This is a genomic window from Streptomyces rubradiris (genome assembly GCF_016860525.1).
Taxonomy (GTDB): domain Bacteria; phylum Actinomycetota; class Actinomycetes; order Streptomycetales; family Streptomycetaceae; genus Streptomyces; species Streptomyces rubradiris.
Map to the genome: position 1 here is coordinate 420100 of NZ_BNEA01000007.1, position 15885 is coordinate 435984.

Sequence of the window (15885 nt, forward strand, 5' to 3'; positions counted from 1 at the left end):
ACACCAGCCGTGGCCGGAGCCGCGCGGGAAAACCTGGCGCGGCTCCGGCCGCGGCTGTGCCAGTCTGGCGGACCGTCCCGAACCGGTTTCGACACAGGAGCCTCCGATGACGGTGCCGTCCCGCCTGCTGCCGCTGCTGGAGCAGTTCGACTTCGCGTACAGGCGTCTCGCCGACCGTATGACAGGGCCCGTCGTGGACAGCGGCGACGGAACGGACACCCCGGTCGGTCCGCTGACGGACGACGAGTACTTCTGGGAGCCGGTGCCGGGCTGCTGGTCGGTACGGCGGCGCGAGGGCGGGCCGGGGCCGCGCGCCACGTCCCTGACGGGCGCGGGCGACTGGGGGCGCGACGCCGCCGCCTACCCGCACCCCTGGCCGCCGCCCTTCACCACGATCGCGTGGCGCCTGAGCCACCTCAGCGAGATGCTGACGCTGCGCGCCGACCACACCGCCGGCGGCCGGCGGCTGACCCGGGACGACTACCGGATCAGCGGGGACGCGGCGACCGCGACGACCGCCTTCGGCAGCGGGGCGGAGGCCTGGCGGAAGGCGCTGCTCGGCGCCGACGACACCGCGCTCGACACGGTCGGGTACTGCACCTATCCGCACGGCGGCGATCCGGAAGAGCCGTTCCTCGACATCGTGTGGTGGGTGAACCAGGAACTGCTGCACCACGGAGCCGAGATCGCCCTGCTGCGCGACCTCTATCACGCCCGCGCGCAGCCCGACGGCCGCTGAGGACCCCGGACCGTCGTCGGCAGGGGGGCGGGCGCGAGGGGGCCGAAGGGCCCCGGGGGCGGGCCGGGCGGCCCGTGGTGGCAAGGGCGGAAACGGCCCAGGCTGGAGGCAGACCACACGAAGGGAGCCGGTGTGATGACCTCCGCCACCACCATGAACGCGGCACTCCCCGCCGAGCACCGCGCACGGCTGATGCGGGCAGCCGGTGAGGTGTCCTTCGACGCCGGGACCCGGCTGTTCGAGGAGGGCCGGCGCGCCGACCGGCTGTGGATCGTCCGCACCGGCACGGTCGCCCTCGACCTCCGCGTGCCCGGCCGGCGGCCCGCCGTCGTCGCCTCGCTGGGCCACGGCGAACTGGTCGGCTGGTCCTGGTACCACCCGCCGTACCTCTGGCGCCTGGGCGCCGAGGCGGTCACTCCGGTGCGCGCGTGGGAGTTCGACGGCGGGACGGTCCGGGCCATGTGCGCCCAGGACCCGGAGTTCGGCCGTGCGATCGCGGTCTGGGTGGGCCGGGTGCTCGTCGAGCGGCTGCTCGCCTCCCGCGTCCGGCTGCTCGACCTGTACGCCCCCTACGGCAGCGGAAGCCTCCTCTGACCGCGCGGCGCCGTGCGGCGGGTGCTCACTCCCCGTGCTCGCCGCCACTCGGTGGAGGTGACTTCCCGGCTGGCACAGTCGCGTCGTCCCGGGCAGCGTGGAGAGTACCGACAACGACTCGCTGGTGAGGTGGCCATGCAACCCCCTGAACCGAAGGCCCGCGTGGTCGCGGGTGTGGACGGCTCCCCGACGTCGTACGCGGCGCTGCGCTGGGCGGCGCGGTACGCGGAGATGGTCGGCGGCTTCGTGGAGGCCGTGTACGCCTGGGACACCCCGTCGGCCATCGGCTGGACCGGGCCCGCGATCGACCCCGAGTTCGACCTGGAGCAGGCGCAGGAGCGGTTCGCGGAGGAGATGCGGGCGGTCTTCCCCGACGAACGGCCCGCCGGTATGCGCGAGATCCTGGTGGAGGGCGACCCCTCGGACGTGCTGATCGCGGCCTCGGAGGGGGCGGAGATCCTCGTCGTGGGCCGCCGGGGGCGGGGCGGCTTCGCCCGCGCGTTCCTGGGCTCCGTAAGCCTGCGCTGCGCCCAGCACGCGGCCTGCCCGGTCGTCGTCGTCCGGGAGGACCAGGACCGGCGGCGCTGATCCGGCCGCCAGGTGCCGTCGGCTACCAGGTGTCGATACGGCGGCCGGTCAGCGCGCTCATCCCGATCCGCACCCACACGTCGCGTTCCCCGCCGGCCCAGGGCGCGCTGTAGGCGCGCTCGGCGAGATGACGTACGGCGTCGGGGTCGGTCACCTGTTCGGCGGTGCCGTGCACGACGACGCTCCAGCCCTGGCTGAGCGCGTCGTCCACGCGGTCGACCTCGAAGGCCACCTCCCGGTCGAGCCCTTGGAGGGAGACCGTCCCGGCCTGCGTCCTGAAGACGATGGCGTCGTCGATGACGCTGTAGTTGACGGGTACGACGACCGGGGCGGCCTCGGTGGACACCGCGATCCTTCCCACGCCGTGCGTCGACAGCAGCCGACGGCAGTCCTCCTCGCCCAGCTCGGTGAAGCGGGGCGTCCGGGCGGCCTGCCCGAGGCCGGACGGCAGGTCGGCGTGTCCGCCGCCGAGCTCCGTGACGCTGGTGCGCAGGGCCCCGGCCAGCCGGAGCAGCGTACCGGCTTCCGGTGCGGCGGTGCTGTGCTGCTCCAGGTGCTCGATGTAGGCCGGGGCCATGGCCGCCCGGAACGCCAGGTCCTCCACGGTGAGGCCCAGTTCCCTGCGGCGCTGTTCGATGCGGCGCCCGAGGTCGCCCTGCGGCAGCCGTCCCGGTGGTCTCTCTTCGGCCATGGTTCCTCATTCCTCGGGCTGCGGGCCGTCGCCCCGTATGTCCACCATGACCGATGTCGCCGGGCCGGGCCCGGTCAAACGGTCCCCGGCCCCGGCGGGCTACGGCCGTTCGGCCCCCGCGCTGCTCCGCTCGGGTGATTCCCGACGACGGCCGACGTCCGGCAGCGGGCCCCGGTCGCACACCGCCGGGGCGCTACCGCCGCAGGGGCGCGCGCCAGACCAGCCGGGTTCCCCCGCCTTCGGGGCAGCCGAGTTCCAGGTCCCCGCCGAGGTTCCGGGCACGTTCCGCCATGTTGCGCAGGCCGCTGCGGCGGCCCCCGGGCGGGATGCCGACGCCGTTGTCGGTGACCGTGAGCCGTACCTCGGTGCCGTCGGTCTCCAGGGCCACGTCGGCGCGGTCGGCGTGGGCGTGCCGGGCGATGTTGGCGAGGGACTCGGACAGGACGGCCACGACGTGGTCGGCGGTCTCCCTGGGCACGTGGGTGTCGAGCAGTCCCTCCATCCGGACGCTGGGCGCGAATCCCAGCACCGGTGTCGCCTCGCCGGCCACCCGCACCGCCCGGGCGCGCAGCCCGGGTGTCTCGTCGCGGTCGTCGGCGCGCAGGCCGAAGATCGCGGACCTGATGATCTTGATGGTCTCGTCGAGGTCGTCCACGGCTCGCCGCACTCGCTCGGCGGCCTGGGGGTGCTGGATGAACCGGTCCGCGCTCTGCAGCGTCATGCCCGTGGCGAACAGCCGCTGGATGGCCAGGTCGTGCAGGTCCCGGGCGATCCGGTCGCGGTCCTCCAGCAGTGCGATCTGCTCGGCGTCCCGGCGGCGTTCGGCGAGTTCCATGGCGACGGCGGCCTGCGCGGCGAATCCCGTCAGCAGCTCCGTCTCCTTGTCGGAGAAGTCCGCCGCGCCCGTCTCGCGGGCCAGCAGGACCACGCCCCGGACCCGGTCCTCCCGGCCGATCGGGACGGCGACGGCCGGGCCGAGTCCGGCGAACCGCGGCGGGCCCGCCGTGACCCGCTCGTCACGTGCCACGTCCGGGCTGGTCACGGGGGCGCCCAGGGCGAAGGCCCGGCCGGTGAGGGTGCCCTCCACGGGCAGCACGAGGCCGCGGTGGGCGTCGGCCTGCGGGCCGATGGCCAGCTCCACCGCGAGCGCGTCGGCGTCCTGCACGGGGGTCGCCACGGCGGCGAGCGCCGAGCCGCTGATGTCGCGCGCCCGCTCGGCGATCAGCGCCAGCACCTCGGACTGGGCCGCGCCGGACATGAGGCTGCTGCTGACCTCCGCGGTGGCCGCGAGCCAGCGTTCCCGCAGCCGGGACTCCTCGTACAGCCGGGCGTTGTCGATCGCCACGCCCGCCGCCACGGCCAGCGCGGACAGCAGCGACTCGTCGTCCTCGTCGAACCGCAGCCCGCCGCGTTTCTCGGTGAGGTAGAGGTTGCCGAAGACCCGGTCGCGTGCGCGGATGGGTACGCCGAGGAAGGTGTTCATCGGCGGATGGTTGGGCGGGAAGCCGTACGACGCCGGGTGCTCGGAGAGTTTGCCGAGCCGCAGCGGCTCCGGGTGCCGGATCAGTTCGCCGAGGATGCCGTGGCCCTCCGGGTACGGGCCGATGCGGGCGATGTCCGCCGCGTCGACGCCGTAGGTGACGAACGCCGAGAGCCGTGTGCCGCCGGTGCCGATCACGCCGAGCGCCGCGTACTCGGCGTCGACCAGGACCGCCGCCGCCTCCACGATGCCGCGCAGCACCTGCTCCAGGTCCAGCTCGCGGCCGACGGAGACCACGGCCTCCAGCAGGGTGTGCACCTTGTTCTGGGTGCCGCGGGCGGCGTCCAGGCGGGCCTGCAACTCCCCCAGCAGCTCGTCCAGTCTCAGCTGCGGCAGCCGTACGACGCCTGCCGCACCCGTGCCCTCGGAGCTCTCCACCGCCGTTCCTCCCCGAACCCTCGCCCCGCGCGCGGCCGCCTCGTCCGGGATCACGGTAGCGGCCGGGGCGGGCGGGCGTGGCACGGGGTCGGGCGGCAGGCCCCTCGGCAGCGGTTTCCGGGCGCGCGGGCAGGGCCTATCGGCCCTACCCCTTGTCATCGCCCGGGTCCACGATGGCCTGGTGCTTCACGACGTCGACTTCCACGCGCTCGGCAGACAGGCCTGCCTGCGCCTGCTGGGCCGGGTGCCGGTCGGCCGCATCGTGTACACCCGGCGGGCGCTGCCGGCCGTGCTGCCGGTCAACTTCCGTCTGGACGCGGACTCCTCCGTGGTGCTGCGGACGTCGGCGGGCTCGGACCTGGTGCGCGCGGTCGACGGCGCCGTGGTCGCCTTCGAGGCCGACGAGTTCGACGCGGCGGCCCGCAGCGGCTGGAGTGTGGTCGTCACCGGCCGGGCCGCCCTGGTGACGGACCCGGCCGAGCGGGCGCGCCTCGCGCGGCGCGGCCCGGAGTCCTGGATGCCCCTGCCGGACGGGGTGTTCGTACGCATCGCGCCGGACCTGGTCACCGGCCGCCGGCTGTCGGGGATGTGACCGGCCGGGCGCCGCCCGGCTCACGACCGGTGGCCGGCGGCGCGCGGGCGGCTGCGGACCTGGGTCGCGATGACGGCCGCCTGGACACGGCGTTCGACCCCGAGCTTGGCGAGCAGGCGCGAGATGTGGTTCTTCACCGTCTTCTCGGCCAGGAACAGCCGCCGGCCGATCTGACGGTTGGTGAGCCCCTCCCCGATGAGCGCCAGGATCTCCCGTTCCCGCTCGGTCAGTCCGGGCAGGTCGTCCGGCTCGGCCTCCTCCTCCCGCCCGTCCCGCAGTCTGCTCAGGAGCCGGGTGGTGGCGCTGGGGTCCAGCAGCGACTGCCCGCCGGCCACCGTGCGCACGGCGGAGACCAAGTCCGAACCCCGGATCTGCTTGAGGACGTACCCGGACGCACCCGCCATGATCGAGTCCAGCAGCGCCTCCTCGTCGTCGAACGAGGTCAGCATCAGGCAGGCCAGCTCCGGCAGCTGCGAGCGCAGTTCCCGGCAGACGGTCACCCCGTCGCCGTCCGGCAGCCGGACGTCGAGGACGGCCACGTCGGGGCGCAGGGCGGGGACGCGCGCCAGGGCCTGTGCGACGGTGGACGCCTCGCCGGCCACCGTGATGTCCGGCTCGTCGTCCAGCAGGTCGCGCACCCCGCGCCGGACCACCTCGTGGTCGTCGAGGAGGAAGACCCGGATCGGGTTGCCGGGTCCGGTCTGCGCGCGCTCCGCCATGGTAACTCCCTGTCACTTACTCGGTTCTCCACGCCGATCCTGGTCCCTTCCGGGACCGGGGAACAGGGCCGTCCGGCCCTTTCGGCGCGGGCCCCGCTCATCCTCCCCGGGTCAGCTCGCGTTCCGCGACCTCCCGGAAGCTGTGCGGCGGGCGGCCGGTGAGGCGCTGTACGGTGTCGGTGGTGCGGTCCTCGGCGCCCGCGGCGACGGCACGGTCCATGCCGGCCAGCATCTCGGCGAATTCCATGGGCAGTTCCTCGGCCAGCCGGTCCCGCATCCGCTCGTACGTCAGCGGCCGGTGGGTCACGGGACGGCCGGTGACCTCGGTGACGACGGCGGCGATGTCGTCGTAGCCGAGCGCCTGCGGACCGGTGAGGACGAGGTCGGTGTCGGGTGCGCGGTCGTCGGTCAGGGCGTGGACGGCGACGGCGGCGATGTCGTCGGCGTCGACGAACCCGACCCGGCCGCTCCCGGCTGCGGTGTGGATCACGCCGTGCTCCCGGATGCTCCGGGCGTGCATGTGGGTGCCGGTGAAGTTCTGCATGAACCAGGAGGGGCGCAGTACGGCCCACTGGTCGAACAGCTCGGGCAGGGCCCGGTGCACGGCGCCCACTCCCGGCCCGTCCGCGGGGATGGCCGAGGAGCCGAGCAGCACGGCGCGGCGGACGCCGGCGGCCCGGGCCCGCCGGAGGAAGGGCAGCATGACCGCGGCCGGGTCCGGGTCGCCCAGGGGCGGGACGAGGTAGACGCGGTCGGCTCCGTCGAGGGCGCCGTCGAAGGTGCCGGGGTCGTACCAGTCGAAGCGGACCGGTCGCGCCCCCGGGACCGGGGTGGCCCGGCGGCTCGCGGCCCGCACGCGGTGTCCGGCGGCGGTCAGCCGCGCGGCCGTCCGGCCGCCGGTGGTGCCGGTGGCGCCGATGACCAGGGTGGTGCCGGGGTTCGTCATCGGGCGTCGCTCCCGCGGGAGTCGGAGCCGGGCGTCTGGACGGACCTGTTGAAGTCGAGACCGGGTGCCTGGAGGGCGAGGGGGTTCCAGTAGTCCCGGTAGGAGGTGAACCGGCCGTCCCGGACGGTGACGACGGCGATGTAGGTCATGTCGTACGGGTCGCCGCTCTCCACGATCCGTCCCACCCCGCGCATCTCGACCACGATGGTGTCCGGCTCGGTGGTCTGGTGGATCCGCACCTCGGGGAAGTCGTGGAGGTCGATGTGGTCGGGGTAGTGGCGCATGTAGGCGGCGATGGCGTCCCGGCCGGTCAGCCGGCGGGGCCGGCCCGGCGGGGCGAAGGGGAACTCCATCACGCCGTCCTCGGCCCACAGCCCGATCCAGCCGGGGATGTCCTTGTCGAGGAGCAGGCGCAGGCTGTGGCGGTACAGGTCGGCCGGGGAGGCGGTGGCTCGGGTGGTCACGGGCATGGCTGTCTCCGTTCCAGTACGATACGGACCGTCGGTCCGCTTCATTGAAGATACGGACCGCTGGTCCGGATCGCAACAGAGGAGGGGCCCATGGCCGACCGCAGACCGCGCAAGGACGCCGCCCGCAACCGCGCGGCCGTCCTCGCCGCCGCCGACACGCTGTTCGCCCGGTGCGAGCACCCGGACGACGTCACCATGGCCGACATCGCGGCGGCGGCCGGCGTCGGCAAGGGGACGCTCTTCCGCGCCTTCGGCGATCGCACCGGGCTGCTCCGGGCGCTGTACGAGGCACGGCTGGAACCCGTCCGCGCGAGCGCGGAGGAGGGCCCGCCGCCGCTCGGCCCGGGGAGCCCGCCGCGCCGGAGGGTGCTCGCCCTGCTCGACGCCGTGCTGTGCTTCAAGCTCGACAACCGCCACCTCGCGCTGGCCCTGGAACAGACCGGCGACGCCAGCCCGTACCGCACGGACCACTACGAGCGATGGCACGCCCTGCTGAAGGAACTGCTGGAGCAGGTGCCGGGTGAGGCCGACGCCGATTTCACCGCCCACGCCCTGCTCGCCGCCACCCGCGCCGACCTCGTCGCCCACCTGGCCGACGCAAGCGGGCTGTCCCGCGAGGAGATGCGGTCACGGCTGGCGGAGTTCGCGGCCCGGACACTGGGCGCCGACGACTGACGCGACCGGAGGGCGACGGTTCTACGGGTGACCCGACGGTATTTGACGTGGCGTCAGGCATCCGCCCCGGTCACCTCCCCTCACTGCGTTCGGTGCCGTCCATGGGGCTCAGTACGCGGCTGCTCGTCTGCTGGTAGATCACGGAACTGCGAAAGCTCACCACCTCCCGGCGAGCGCTGAAGCGGTCCATGAGGAAGGCGTGCAGCCGCTCGATGTCCGGCACCGCCACGTGCACCACGAAGTCGTCGTCGCCGGAGACCACGAACACCGAGACCACCTCCGGCAGTTCGGCCAGGTACGCCTCGAAACCGGAGATCACGTCCCGGCTCAGCGGGCGCAGCCGGGCGAAGACCAGGGCCTGGAGCGAACGGCCCAACAGACGTGGCTGCACGGCCGCGTGGTAGCCGGTGATCACCCCGCGGGCCCGCAGCGACCGGACCCGCTCCAGACAGGTGGACGGGGCGATGCCGACCTTGCGGGCCAACTCCCGGTTGGTGAGCCGTGCATCGCGCTGCAGATGGCCGAGGATCGCCGAATCAATGGAGTCCATGGCCGCCATTTTTCCCCGCGCCCCGAATAGGATTCGGCGGGCGCTCGGAACGGCCGTATCACGCTCTAGGTTTCCCTTCACCCACCGGATCCGAAGGGAGCCCTGAACGCCCCATGACGACCGCCGTCGATCACTACGACCGGTTTCTCGCGGAGCACTACACCTGGATGCTGGGAGGTGATCTCCGCGCGCTCGCCGCCGCCCAGCGCGCCCAGCTGCTGGAGTGGGGCGTGGTGCCCGGTCCGGCGGGGTCGACGGCCGTGGACCTGGGCTGCGGTCCGGGGCACACCAGTCTGGCCCTGGCCGGCCTCGGCTTCGATCCGGTGTTCGCCGTCGACCTGAGCGAACCGCTCCTGGACGAGCTGGCCGCGCACGCCACCGGCACCCCGGCGGTGCGCCCGGTGCGGGCGGACGTGCGCGCCGCCCTGCCAAAGCTGGTCCGCCCCGGCTCGGTGGGGGCCGTCGTGTGCCTGGGCGACACCCTGACCCATCTGCCGACCCGGGGGGCCGTGGCCGCGCTGTGCGCCGATGTCGCCGCCGCGCTCGCGCCCGGGGGAACGGCCGTGTTCGCCTACCGCGACCTGACGGTCCCGCTCACCGGCACGGACCGCTTCCTCCCGGTCCGCTCCACCGAGGACCGGATCATGACCTGTTTCCTGGAGTACCCGGACGACTTCGACGCCTACACGGTCGTGGTGCACGACCTGATCCACACCCGGGACCCCGCGAGCGGCGACTGGTCCTTGAACGCCCACAGTTACCGCAAGCTGCGGCTCTCCCACGCCTGGGTGCTGGAGCGGTTCCGCGCCGCCGGGCTGCGGGTGGCGCACGAGCGCGGCGGGCCGGGGGGCATGCGGACGGTGGTCCTCAAGCGGGCGTCGTGACCGTGCCCCGGACCGCGGCCACGAGGTCGCTCTGGTAGTGGGCGATGCCGTCCCGGAGGGCCAGCGGGGTGCGCGGGAGACTGCCGAAGTCGGTGAAGGGATCGCCGTCGACGACGGTGAGGTCCGCGGTCTTTCCCGGCTCGACGGTGCCCAGATCGTCCTCGACGCCGAACAGCCGCGCGGGGGCGGCGGTGGCGCACAGGAGGGCCTGGGCCGCAGTGAAGCCGTGGGCGTGCAGCGCGCGCAGGGCCAGGTGGAGCGAGAGCCCGGCCGGGACCAGGGGCGCGTCCGTGCCCACCGCGAGCAGGGCGCCCTCGGCGGCGAGGCGGCGGTAGGCGGCCATCTCGGTGGCGAGGGCCCGCCGTTGCTCGTCGGTGGGCGGATTGCGGGCGCGGTCACGGACGGCGGTGACGTCCCAGGGCGGCATGAGGGTGAGCACCCGGGGGTCGTCGGCCAGGGCGGGGTCGGCGCCCAGCAGGGCCTGTGCGGCGAACGGGGTCGCGATCAGGGCGAAACGGCCGTCGGCGTACTGCTGGACGAGGTCCTGGTGGATGTGGCCGGTGGGGGTGGTGGCGTGGCCGTAGGGCAGGCGCTGGGTGGCCTGCAGATGGGTGGTGAGGTCCTGTCCGGCGGCCCGGCCCGGCGCGCACAGGTGGCTGCCGCTGGGCACCCCGAGCCGGTGAGCGGTTTCGGCCGCCCGCGCCATGACCTGCCCGGAGGCGCGGACGTAGGTCTTGACGAAGTCGACCTCCAGGGCGGTGGCCCGCTCCAGGGTGCGCCGCACACCGGCGGCGGTGCGGTGGGCGCGGCCCATGGCGTACGCGGTGCGGGCGCCGTCGATGAGTTCGGCGCAGGCCAGCAGGCGCGGGCCGGTGCTGTGCCCGGAGGCGAGGGACTCGCGCAGCCGGACCGCCTCGTACAGGGACCCGCCCATGCAGGCCATGGTGGTGATGCCGTAGGCGAGTGCGGTGAGGCCGTGCCGGGCGCCGTAAGTGGCGCTGTAGGGGTGGGTATGGCTGTCGAACAGGCCGGGCAGGACGGTGTGCCGCGAGGCGTCCACGGTGCGGTGCCCCGGGCGGCGCGGGCGGTGGGGTTCGACGGCGGTGATCCGGCGGCCGTCGGTGAGGATGTCGACGTCCCGGCGCGGGGCGGTGCCGGTGCCGTCCCACAACTGCCCGGCGTGGACGCGCAGTCGCTCCCGGCCGCCGGCCGGACGGTGGGTGAGCGGCACGGACAGCGTCCGGGGCCCGGACCGGGCCGGGTCCAGGAGACGGAGCCGGCCCGAGGACAGGTAGAGCAGGGTGTTCGTCTCGCGTGCCCAGGTGGGGTGGTCGGCCGGTTCGCCGGTGAGCCGGCGGGCGGGACCGGCCGGGGTGCCGTCACCGGTGACGGGCAGCAGCCAGAGCACCGACTCGGCGACCAGCGCCATCCAGCGGCCGTCGGGCGACCACACGGGGCCGGCGGCTGCGCGGTCGGACAGGGACTGGTGCGCGGCGGGCAGTTGGCGCCTCTCGGTGCCGGTGCGGGTGTCGAGGACCCGGATGAGGTGGTAGCCCTCGCGGAAGCGGTGGTTGAGCCGGTTGCGGTCGCAGAAGGCCACGTACCGGCCGTCCGGTGACCAGGTCGGGGCGCCGGGCGGGCCGTCGGCGGCCAGCGGCCGGGCCAGCACCCGCTCCGCGCCGCTGGCCAGGTCGCGCAGCAGCACGTTGCCCCGGGTGTCCTGGCAGGCGAGGCGGGTGCCGTCCGGGGACACCGCCGGGTACAGCCGGCCCGGTCCGGTGACCGGCTCGTCGTGCCCGCTGTCCAGGTGGAACCGGCGTACGGCCGTCAGCCCGTCCCGGTCGGTGCAGTACAGCAGGCTCCGCCCGTCCGGCGCCCAGGCGGGCATCTGCACATGGTGGACGGCGGCGGCCTGGAGCACCTTGCGGGGCGTCCCGCCGACGGGCAGCACCCACAGGGCGTTCAGCGCCACGAAGGCCACGCTGCCGCCGTCGGGCGCGAGGGCGGGCAGATGGATGCCGCGCACCGGCCCCGCGGCCTCCAGGGAGAGCGTTCTGGGGCGCCGCCGAGGGCGTGGCACCGGCATCCGGGCCGTGAACGGGATGTCCCGCACCGATCCGGGTGCGCCGAGGGTGCGGAGGCGGAGGCGGCCGTCGGCGACGTACAGGAGCCGGTCGTCGCCGAGCCAGCACGGCGGTGCCGCCGCCAGATCCTCGCCCTCGGTCACCGCCCGGCCGTCCACCAGGAGCGTGGCCCGCGCGGCCGGCAGGGACGGGGAGGCGGTGGTACCGGACAGGTGCAGGCAGGCGATCCGGCCCGAGGGGGACACCGACGGGCACAGCAGCCGGCCCTCCCCCACCCTGCGGAGCACCTGCCCGGCACCGCCCCCGGCGGGCACGCGGACCAGTGCCCGGCCACCGTCGCTGCCGCCGTCGGGCGTGTGGGCGGCGCGGACGCACACCACCGAGCGCCCGTCCGGCCACCAGACCGGGTCGATGTCCTCGTAGGCGCCGCCGGTCAGCCGCTCGGCCCCGCCGCCGTCCGCGTCCGTCGTCCACAGGCCGAACGAGGCACCGGCCACCGGGTCGCCGCCGCGCTCGGAGGCGAAGACCAGACGGCTGCCGTCAGGTGACCAGGCCACGCCCCGGTCGTCCCAGGGCCCGTCGGTGACCTGGCGCAGCCCGCTGCCGTCGGTGCGCAGCGTCCACAGATGGAAGCCGCCGCCCCGGTAGCCGCCCACCGCCAGCCGCCTGCCGTCGGGGGACAGGGCCGGGCGGGTCGCCTCCAGGTCCCAGTCGGTGATCCGCACCGCTTCCCCGCCCTCCGGCGGCACCCGCCACAGGACGCCCTGCACCTCGGCGATCACCACGGACCCGTCACGGGAAGAGGTCACCGATCCACCGGTCAACTCGCGGTAAAGCAGGGTTTGTTGCCCTACGGAGCCGGACGCGGCCATGGCCGGGGAGGTCACCGGGGCCGGAGCCGCGACCGCCGTCAGCCCGGCGGCGGACCCCCGCAGCAGGTCCCGGCGGCTGACCCGGCCGTGATCCGTCGTCATCGCGCTCTCCTCACCGGGTCACCCAGCGGCCGTCCTCAGCATGCGGCCGCGGCGAGTGGGCGGCACGGCCGGGTCCATGGTGGCGGGTACCGCGGTCGAATGCGGGTCGGCGCGCGGGACTGCGGCGCCGGCCGGCGGATCGCGGGTGCGTCGTCGTACGAGTGGGCGGGTTCACGCCGTACGAGTGGGCGAGTGCGTCGTCGTACGAGTCGTACGAGCCGCGCCCTCGGGGGGCCCACGCCCTCACCGGCCACCCGCGCCCCGTGGATGCGCCCTCGCCCTGCCCGTACGCCGCACCCCGCCCTGCCCGTGCCCTGCGCCTCAGGCGTCCAGAGGCTGCCACGCCGGGCCGTCGCCCTCCCGCCGGACCTGGCCGAACACCACGTCGGCGAAGTGGACGCCGAAGCCGATCGTGCCGGGCTCCGCCAGCTCGGCGACGAGCCGCCGGCGATGGTCGGCGGCCCGGGCGGGATCCTGGTCGTAGACACAGGACCATTCGGGGTGGTCCACCTGGATCGGTGAGTGCAGGGAGTCGCCGAAGGCTATGAGCCGGCTCCCGCCGCCGGTGACGACGTACTCCGCGTGCCCCACCGTGTGGCCGGCGGTGATCCGGACCCGCACGCCGGGGAAGATCTCCTGTCCGTCGGTCACCGTGCGCACGCGGGGCGCCAGCGCCGACACGGTCTCCTCGGAGAGGCCGCCGGCCGTCTCCGGCAGGTCACGCGCGGCCCATTCCGGCTCCGGCACGAAGTGGTCGGCGTGGGCGAACGCGAGCCGGCCGGTGTCCGGGGCGGGGTGGACGGCCCAGCCGGTGTGGTCCGGGTGCAGGTGGCTGAAGGCCACGGCCTCGATCTCCCCGGGTGCACGGCCCAGTTCGGCCAGGCCGTCCAGCAGCGCGCCGCCGTACAGCACGCCGTTCGGCGCACCCTGGACGGCCGGCAGGGACTGGGGGCCGAACCCCGCGTCGATCAGCAGCGCGCGGTCTCCGTGCTCCACCAGAAGGCCGCCGATGCTCGCCACGAGATACCCGGAGGCGTCCAGGTACTCCGGATGCGCGGCCCAGGTCTCCTCGGTCGTGTCCGGCAGCCAGGCGCGCGGCCTGCCCTGCACGGCTCCGTCCGGGACGAAGGACACCTTCGTGTCGCCCAGCCGTACCGAGCGGATTGCCGCGGGCCGGCGCAGCCGGTCGTGCTGGGCGAGCGCGGAGTTGGCCACCATGTGCTTCGTCTCCCTCTTCTTCGTTCCCCGGCCTCGGTCGCCGGCGCCGGACATCGATGCCGGTCACCGTCATGTCTCCCGGTCGGCACACCACCACGATAAGCATCAAGCTAGAAACATTCAAGCTCTAAATATCCGAACTTGATGGACTCGCTAGAATGGGACCATGACGATGCCCCCGGAGCCGCAGACCAGCGCCGAACGACAGCTGTGCGGTCTGGTGAACGGACTGGCGCAGCAGATCACCGAGCACGTACGGGAAAGGGCCGCCGCCCTGGGCCTCACCGCCGCCCAGGCGACCGCGCTGCGGGAGATGACCGGCCCGATGACCATGCGCGAGCTCGCCGAACGCATGAGCTGCGAGCCCTCCAACGCCACGTTCGTCGTCGACAAACTGGAGAAGCAGGGCCTGGTCGAGCGGTGCCCGCACCCCACCGACCGCCGCGCCAAGCAGCTCCTGCTCACCACCGAGGGCACGGCGTTGCGCGACCGGCTCCTCGGGCTCCTCTCCCAGGACTCACCGCTGGCCGGCCTCAGCCCACAGCAGCAGCGCACCCTTCAGGAGCTGCTGGAACAAGCCATCGCCCGCCCCTGAGCCCGTACCGCCGGAACGGCGATCCTCCATCGGCACGGGCTTCGTCACCGGCGGCCGGCCCGGGGCCGCGCACCGACAGCCGTCCGAACGCCACACGCCCATGGCCGTCCGGGGGCCATGCGTCCGAAACCGACGCCCCACCAGGGGTTTCCACGCGATTCATCAACGGGTGATGGGCTGACGCCCGTTGACGCCCGTCCGTCCCGGACGGGATGCCCCAAGGAGTCGCTTTCATGCACAGGCCGTCCCGCCGTCACCTCACCCTCGCCACCGCGCTGCTGGCGTCCACCGCCGCCGCGGTCGCCTTCACCACCGGCGCCGGCGCGACCGACACCAAGCGGCAGGCCGAGGACGCCATCAAGGGCGGCAAGGCGAAGAACGTCATCCTGCTGATCGGTGACGGCATGGGAGACTCGGAGATCACGCTCGCCCGTGACTACACCGTCGGCGCCGACGGTCGCCTGAACATGGACAAGTTCCCGCTGACCGGCGACTACACCACGTACGCCGTGCACAAGGACGGCACGCCGGACTACGTCACCGACTCCGCCGCCAGCGGCAGCGGCTGGGCGACCGGTGTGAAGACGGTCAATGGACGGATATCCAAGACACCGGGCAACAAGGCCACCCGCACGATCCTGGAACTGGCGCAGAAGAATGGTTACGCCACCGGCAGCGTCACCACGGCCGAGCTGACCGACGCCACCCCGGCCGTGCTCGCCGCCCACGTCACCGACCGCTCCTGCCAGGGCCCGGCCGACATGGCCAAGTGTCCCGCCGACACGATCGCGGCGGGCGGCCCGGGCTCGATCGCCGAGCAGTCCGTCAACCACAAGGTGGACGTCCTCTTCGGCGGCGGCAAGCAGCGCTTCGACCAGAAGGTCACCCACGGCGAGTACAAGGGCCTGACCGTCACCGAGCAGGCCAGGAAACTCGGCTACCAGGTCGTCACCGACAACGCCTCGATGAAGGCCGCGAAGCCGGGCAAGCCCGTCCTCGGCCTGTTCACCTCCGGGAACGTACCGGTCGAGTGGACCGGCAAGCCGGCCGCCGTCGGCGGCACCGACCCGCAGCGCTGCGTCACCTCGAACCCGAACCGGCCGTCCGCCACACCGAGCCTGGCGGACTCCGCCACCAAGGCGATCCAGCTACTGGAGGCCAAGCAGCGGCAGAAGCACTCCGAGAAGGGCTTCTTCCTGCAGATCGAGGGTGCCTCCATCGACAAGCAGGACCACGCCGCCGACCCCTGCGGCCAGATCGGCGAGACCGCCGCCTTCGACCGCGCGGTGAAGGTCGCCCGCGCCTACGCGGCCCAGCACCCGGACACCCTCGTCGTCACCACCGCCGACCACGGCCACACCAGCCAGATCGTGCCGCTGGAGGCCACCCCGCCCGGCCTGTCCGCCACCCTGGTGACCAACGAGGGCCAGCAGCTGAAGGTCAACTACTCGACCAACACCCCGGGCCAGTCCCAGGAGCACACCGGCACCCAGGTGCGCATCGCCGCACAGGGCCCGCTGGCCTACCGCGTGCTCGGCGTCACCGACCAGACCGACCTGTTCACCACCCTCCGCGAGGCCCTGCGCCTGAGCTGAGTGTCCTGACGGGAAACCGAGCGCCCTGAAAGGGGAAGGGGAGACCGAGTCAC

General features: G+C 74.0%; 16 protein-coding genes. 8 read left to right on the top strand and 8 right to left on the bottom strand.

Annotated features, from left to right (window positions below; all coding sequences use genetic code 11):
- The first annotated feature begins 106 nt into the window (after window positions 1–106).
- The 3 genes from Srubr_RS11195 to Srubr_RS11205 all read left to right on the top strand — a co-directional run bounded on the left by Srubr_RS11195 (window position 107) and on the right by Srubr_RS11205 (window position 1921).
- On the top strand, window positions 107–739 hold the full coding sequence (locus Srubr_RS11195; protein WP_189991192.1) for a DinB family protein: 633 nt from the start codon (window positions 107–109) through the stop codon (window positions 737–739).
- Window positions 740–874: 135 nt separating this feature from the next.
- Entirely contained in the window at window positions 875–1333 is a 459-nt protein-coding gene (locus Srubr_RS11200) for a cyclic nucleotide-binding domain-containing protein (protein WP_189991194.1), read from the top strand.
- Between the two features lie 135 nt (window positions 1334–1468).
- Window positions 1469–1921, top strand: coding sequence for a universal stress protein (locus Srubr_RS11205; RefSeq protein ID WP_189991196.1), 453 nt, complete (start codon window positions 1469–1471; stop codon window positions 1919–1921).
- Window positions 1922–1943: 22 nt separating this feature from the next.
- Here Srubr_RS11205 and Srubr_RS11210 read toward each other — a convergent pair whose 3' ends face one another.
- A complete protein-coding gene (locus Srubr_RS11210; protein WP_189991198.1) occupies window positions 1944–2612 on the bottom strand; it encodes a helix-turn-helix domain-containing protein in 669 nt (222 codons plus the stop codon).
- A 193-nt stretch (window positions 2613–2805) separates the two neighbouring features.
- Window positions 2806–4530 (bottom strand): sensor histidine kinase, encoded by a 1725-nt coding sequence (locus Srubr_RS11215; RefSeq protein WP_189991200.1) that lies wholly within the window; start codon window positions 4528–4530, stop codon window positions 2806–2808.
- Window positions 4531–4711: 181 nt separating this feature from the next.
- Here Srubr_RS11215 and Srubr_RS11220 point away from each other — a divergent pair, with 181 nt between their 5' ends.
- A complete protein-coding gene (locus tag Srubr_RS11220) occupies window positions 4712–5122 on the top strand; it encodes a pyridoxamine 5'-phosphate oxidase family protein (RefSeq protein WP_189991202.1) in 411 nt (136 codons plus the stop codon).
- 20 nt (window positions 5123–5142) lie between these two features.
- Here Srubr_RS11220 and Srubr_RS11225 read toward each other — a convergent pair whose 3' ends face one another.
- The 3 genes from Srubr_RS11225 to Srubr_RS11235 form a co-directional block, all read right to left on the bottom strand.
- On the bottom strand, window positions 5143–5841 hold the full coding sequence (locus tag Srubr_RS11225) for a response regulator (RefSeq protein ID WP_189991204.1): 699 nt from the start codon (window positions 5839–5841) through the stop codon (window positions 5143–5145).
- Between the two features lie 97 nt (window positions 5842–5938).
- Complete coding sequence (locus Srubr_RS11230; RefSeq protein WP_189991206.1) at window positions 5939–6787, bottom strand: NAD(P)H-binding protein; 849 nt, start codon at window positions 6785–6787, stop codon at window positions 5939–5941.
- Window positions 6784–7257 (bottom strand): nuclear transport factor 2 family protein, encoded by a 474-nt coding sequence (locus Srubr_RS11235; protein ID WP_189991208.1) that lies wholly within the window; start codon window positions 7255–7257, stop codon window positions 6784–6786. The genes Srubr_RS11230 and Srubr_RS11235 overlap by 4 nt, the downstream gene beginning before the upstream one ends.
- A 90-nt stretch (window positions 7258–7347) precedes the next feature.
- On the opposite strand from Srubr_RS11235, the gene Srubr_RS11240 reads away from it, so the two are divergent.
- On the top strand, window positions 7348–7932 hold the full coding sequence (locus tag Srubr_RS11240; protein ID WP_189991210.1) for a TetR/AcrR family transcriptional regulator: 585 nt from the start codon (window positions 7348–7350) through the stop codon (window positions 7930–7932).
- Between the two features lie 70 nt (window positions 7933–8002).
- On the opposite strand, the gene Srubr_RS11245 is transcribed toward Srubr_RS11240, so the two are convergent.
- Complete coding sequence (locus tag Srubr_RS11245; RefSeq protein WP_189991212.1) at window positions 8003–8482, bottom strand: Lrp/AsnC family transcriptional regulator; 480 nt, start codon at window positions 8480–8482, stop codon at window positions 8003–8005.
- 113 nt (window positions 8483–8595) lie between these two features.
- Here Srubr_RS11245 and Srubr_RS11250 point away from each other — a divergent pair, with 113 nt between their 5' ends.
- The gene (locus tag Srubr_RS11250) at window positions 8596–9366 is read left to right on the top strand and encodes a class I SAM-dependent methyltransferase (protein ID WP_189991213.1); all 771 of its coding nucleotides are present in this window, start codon (window positions 8596–8598) and stop codon (window positions 9364–9366) included.
- Here Srubr_RS11250 and Srubr_RS11255 read toward each other — a convergent pair.
- Both Srubr_RS11255 and Srubr_RS11260 read right to left on the bottom strand, forming a co-directional pair.
- Window positions 9350–12424 (bottom strand): amidohydrolase family protein, encoded by a 3075-nt coding sequence (locus Srubr_RS11255; RefSeq protein WP_189991216.1) that lies wholly within the window; start codon window positions 12422–12424, stop codon window positions 9350–9352. The two genes, Srubr_RS11250 and Srubr_RS11255, sit on opposite strands and share 17 nt — an antisense overlap.
- Window positions 12425–12745: 321 nt before the next feature.
- Entirely contained in the window at window positions 12746–13642 is an 897-nt protein-coding gene (locus Srubr_RS11260) for an MBL fold metallo-hydrolase (protein ID WP_189991218.1), read from the bottom strand.
- Between the two features lie 166 nt (window positions 13643–13808).
- On the opposite strand from Srubr_RS11260, the gene Srubr_RS11265 reads away from it, so the two are divergent.
- Both Srubr_RS11265 and Srubr_RS11270 read left to right on the top strand, forming a co-directional pair.
- The gene (locus tag Srubr_RS11265; RefSeq protein WP_189991219.1) at window positions 13809–14237 is read left to right on the top strand and encodes a MarR family winged helix-turn-helix transcriptional regulator; all 429 of its coding nucleotides are present in this window, start codon (window positions 13809–13811) and stop codon (window positions 14235–14237) included.
- A gap of 233 nt (window positions 14238–14470) precedes the next feature.
- Complete coding sequence (locus Srubr_RS11270) at window positions 14471–15832, top strand: alkaline phosphatase (RefSeq protein WP_189991222.1); 1362 nt, start codon at window positions 14471–14473, stop codon at window positions 15830–15832.
- Window positions 15833–15885: the final 53 nt, after the last annotated feature.

Bases quoted from the DNA above. Each gene is read 5' to 3' on its own strand.
- Srubr_RS11235 (WP_189991208.1), bottom strand. From the start codon at position 7,257: ATGCCCGTGACCACCCGAGCCACCGCCTCCCCGGCCGACCTGTACCGC.
- Srubr_RS11195 (WP_189991192.1), top strand. From the start codon at position 107: ATGACGGTGCCGTCCCGCCTGCTGCCGCTGCTGGAGCAGTTCGACTTC.
- Srubr_RS11245 (WP_189991212.1), bottom strand. From the start codon at position 8,482: ATGGACTCCATTGATTCGGCGATCCTCGGCCATCTGCAGCGCGATGCA.
- Srubr_RS11270 (WP_189991222.1), top strand. From the start codon at position 14,471: ATGCACAGGCCGTCCCGCCGTCACCTCACCCTCGCCACCGCGCTGCTG.
- Srubr_RS11240 (WP_189991210.1), top strand. From the start codon at position 7,348: ATGGCCGACCGCAGACCGCGCAAGGACGCCGCCCGCAACCGCGCGGCC.
- Srubr_RS11210 (WP_189991198.1), bottom strand. From the start codon at position 2,612: ATGGCCGAAGAGAGACCACCGGGACGGCTGCCGCAGGGCGACCTCGGG.
- Srubr_RS11230 (WP_189991206.1), bottom strand. From the start codon at position 6,787: ATGACGAACCCCGGCACCACCCTGGTCATCGGCGCCACCGGCACCACC.
- Srubr_RS11265 (WP_189991219.1), top strand. From the start codon at position 13,809: ATGACGATGCCCCCGGAGCCGCAGACCAGCGCCGAACGACAGCTGTGC.
- Srubr_RS11255 (WP_189991216.1), bottom strand. From the start codon at position 12,424: ATGACGACGGATCACGGCCGGGTCAGCCGCCGGGACCTGCTGCGGGGG.
- Srubr_RS11200 (WP_189991194.1), top strand. From the start codon at position 875: ATGACCTCCGCCACCACCATGAACGCGGCACTCCCCGCCGAGCACCGC.
- Srubr_RS11225 (WP_189991204.1), bottom strand. From the start codon at position 5,841: ATGGCGGAGCGCGCGCAGACCGGACCCGGCAACCCGATCCGGGTCTTC.
- Srubr_RS11250 (WP_189991213.1), top strand. From the start codon at position 8,596: ATGACGACCGCCGTCGATCACTACGACCGGTTTCTCGCGGAGCACTAC.
- Srubr_RS11205 (WP_189991196.1), top strand. From the start codon at position 1,469: ATGCAACCCCCTGAACCGAAGGCCCGCGTGGTCGCGGGTGTGGACGGC.
- Srubr_RS11260 (WP_189991218.1), bottom strand. From the start codon at position 13,642: ATGGTGGCCAACTCCGCGCTCGCCCAGCACGACCGGCTGCGCCGGCCC.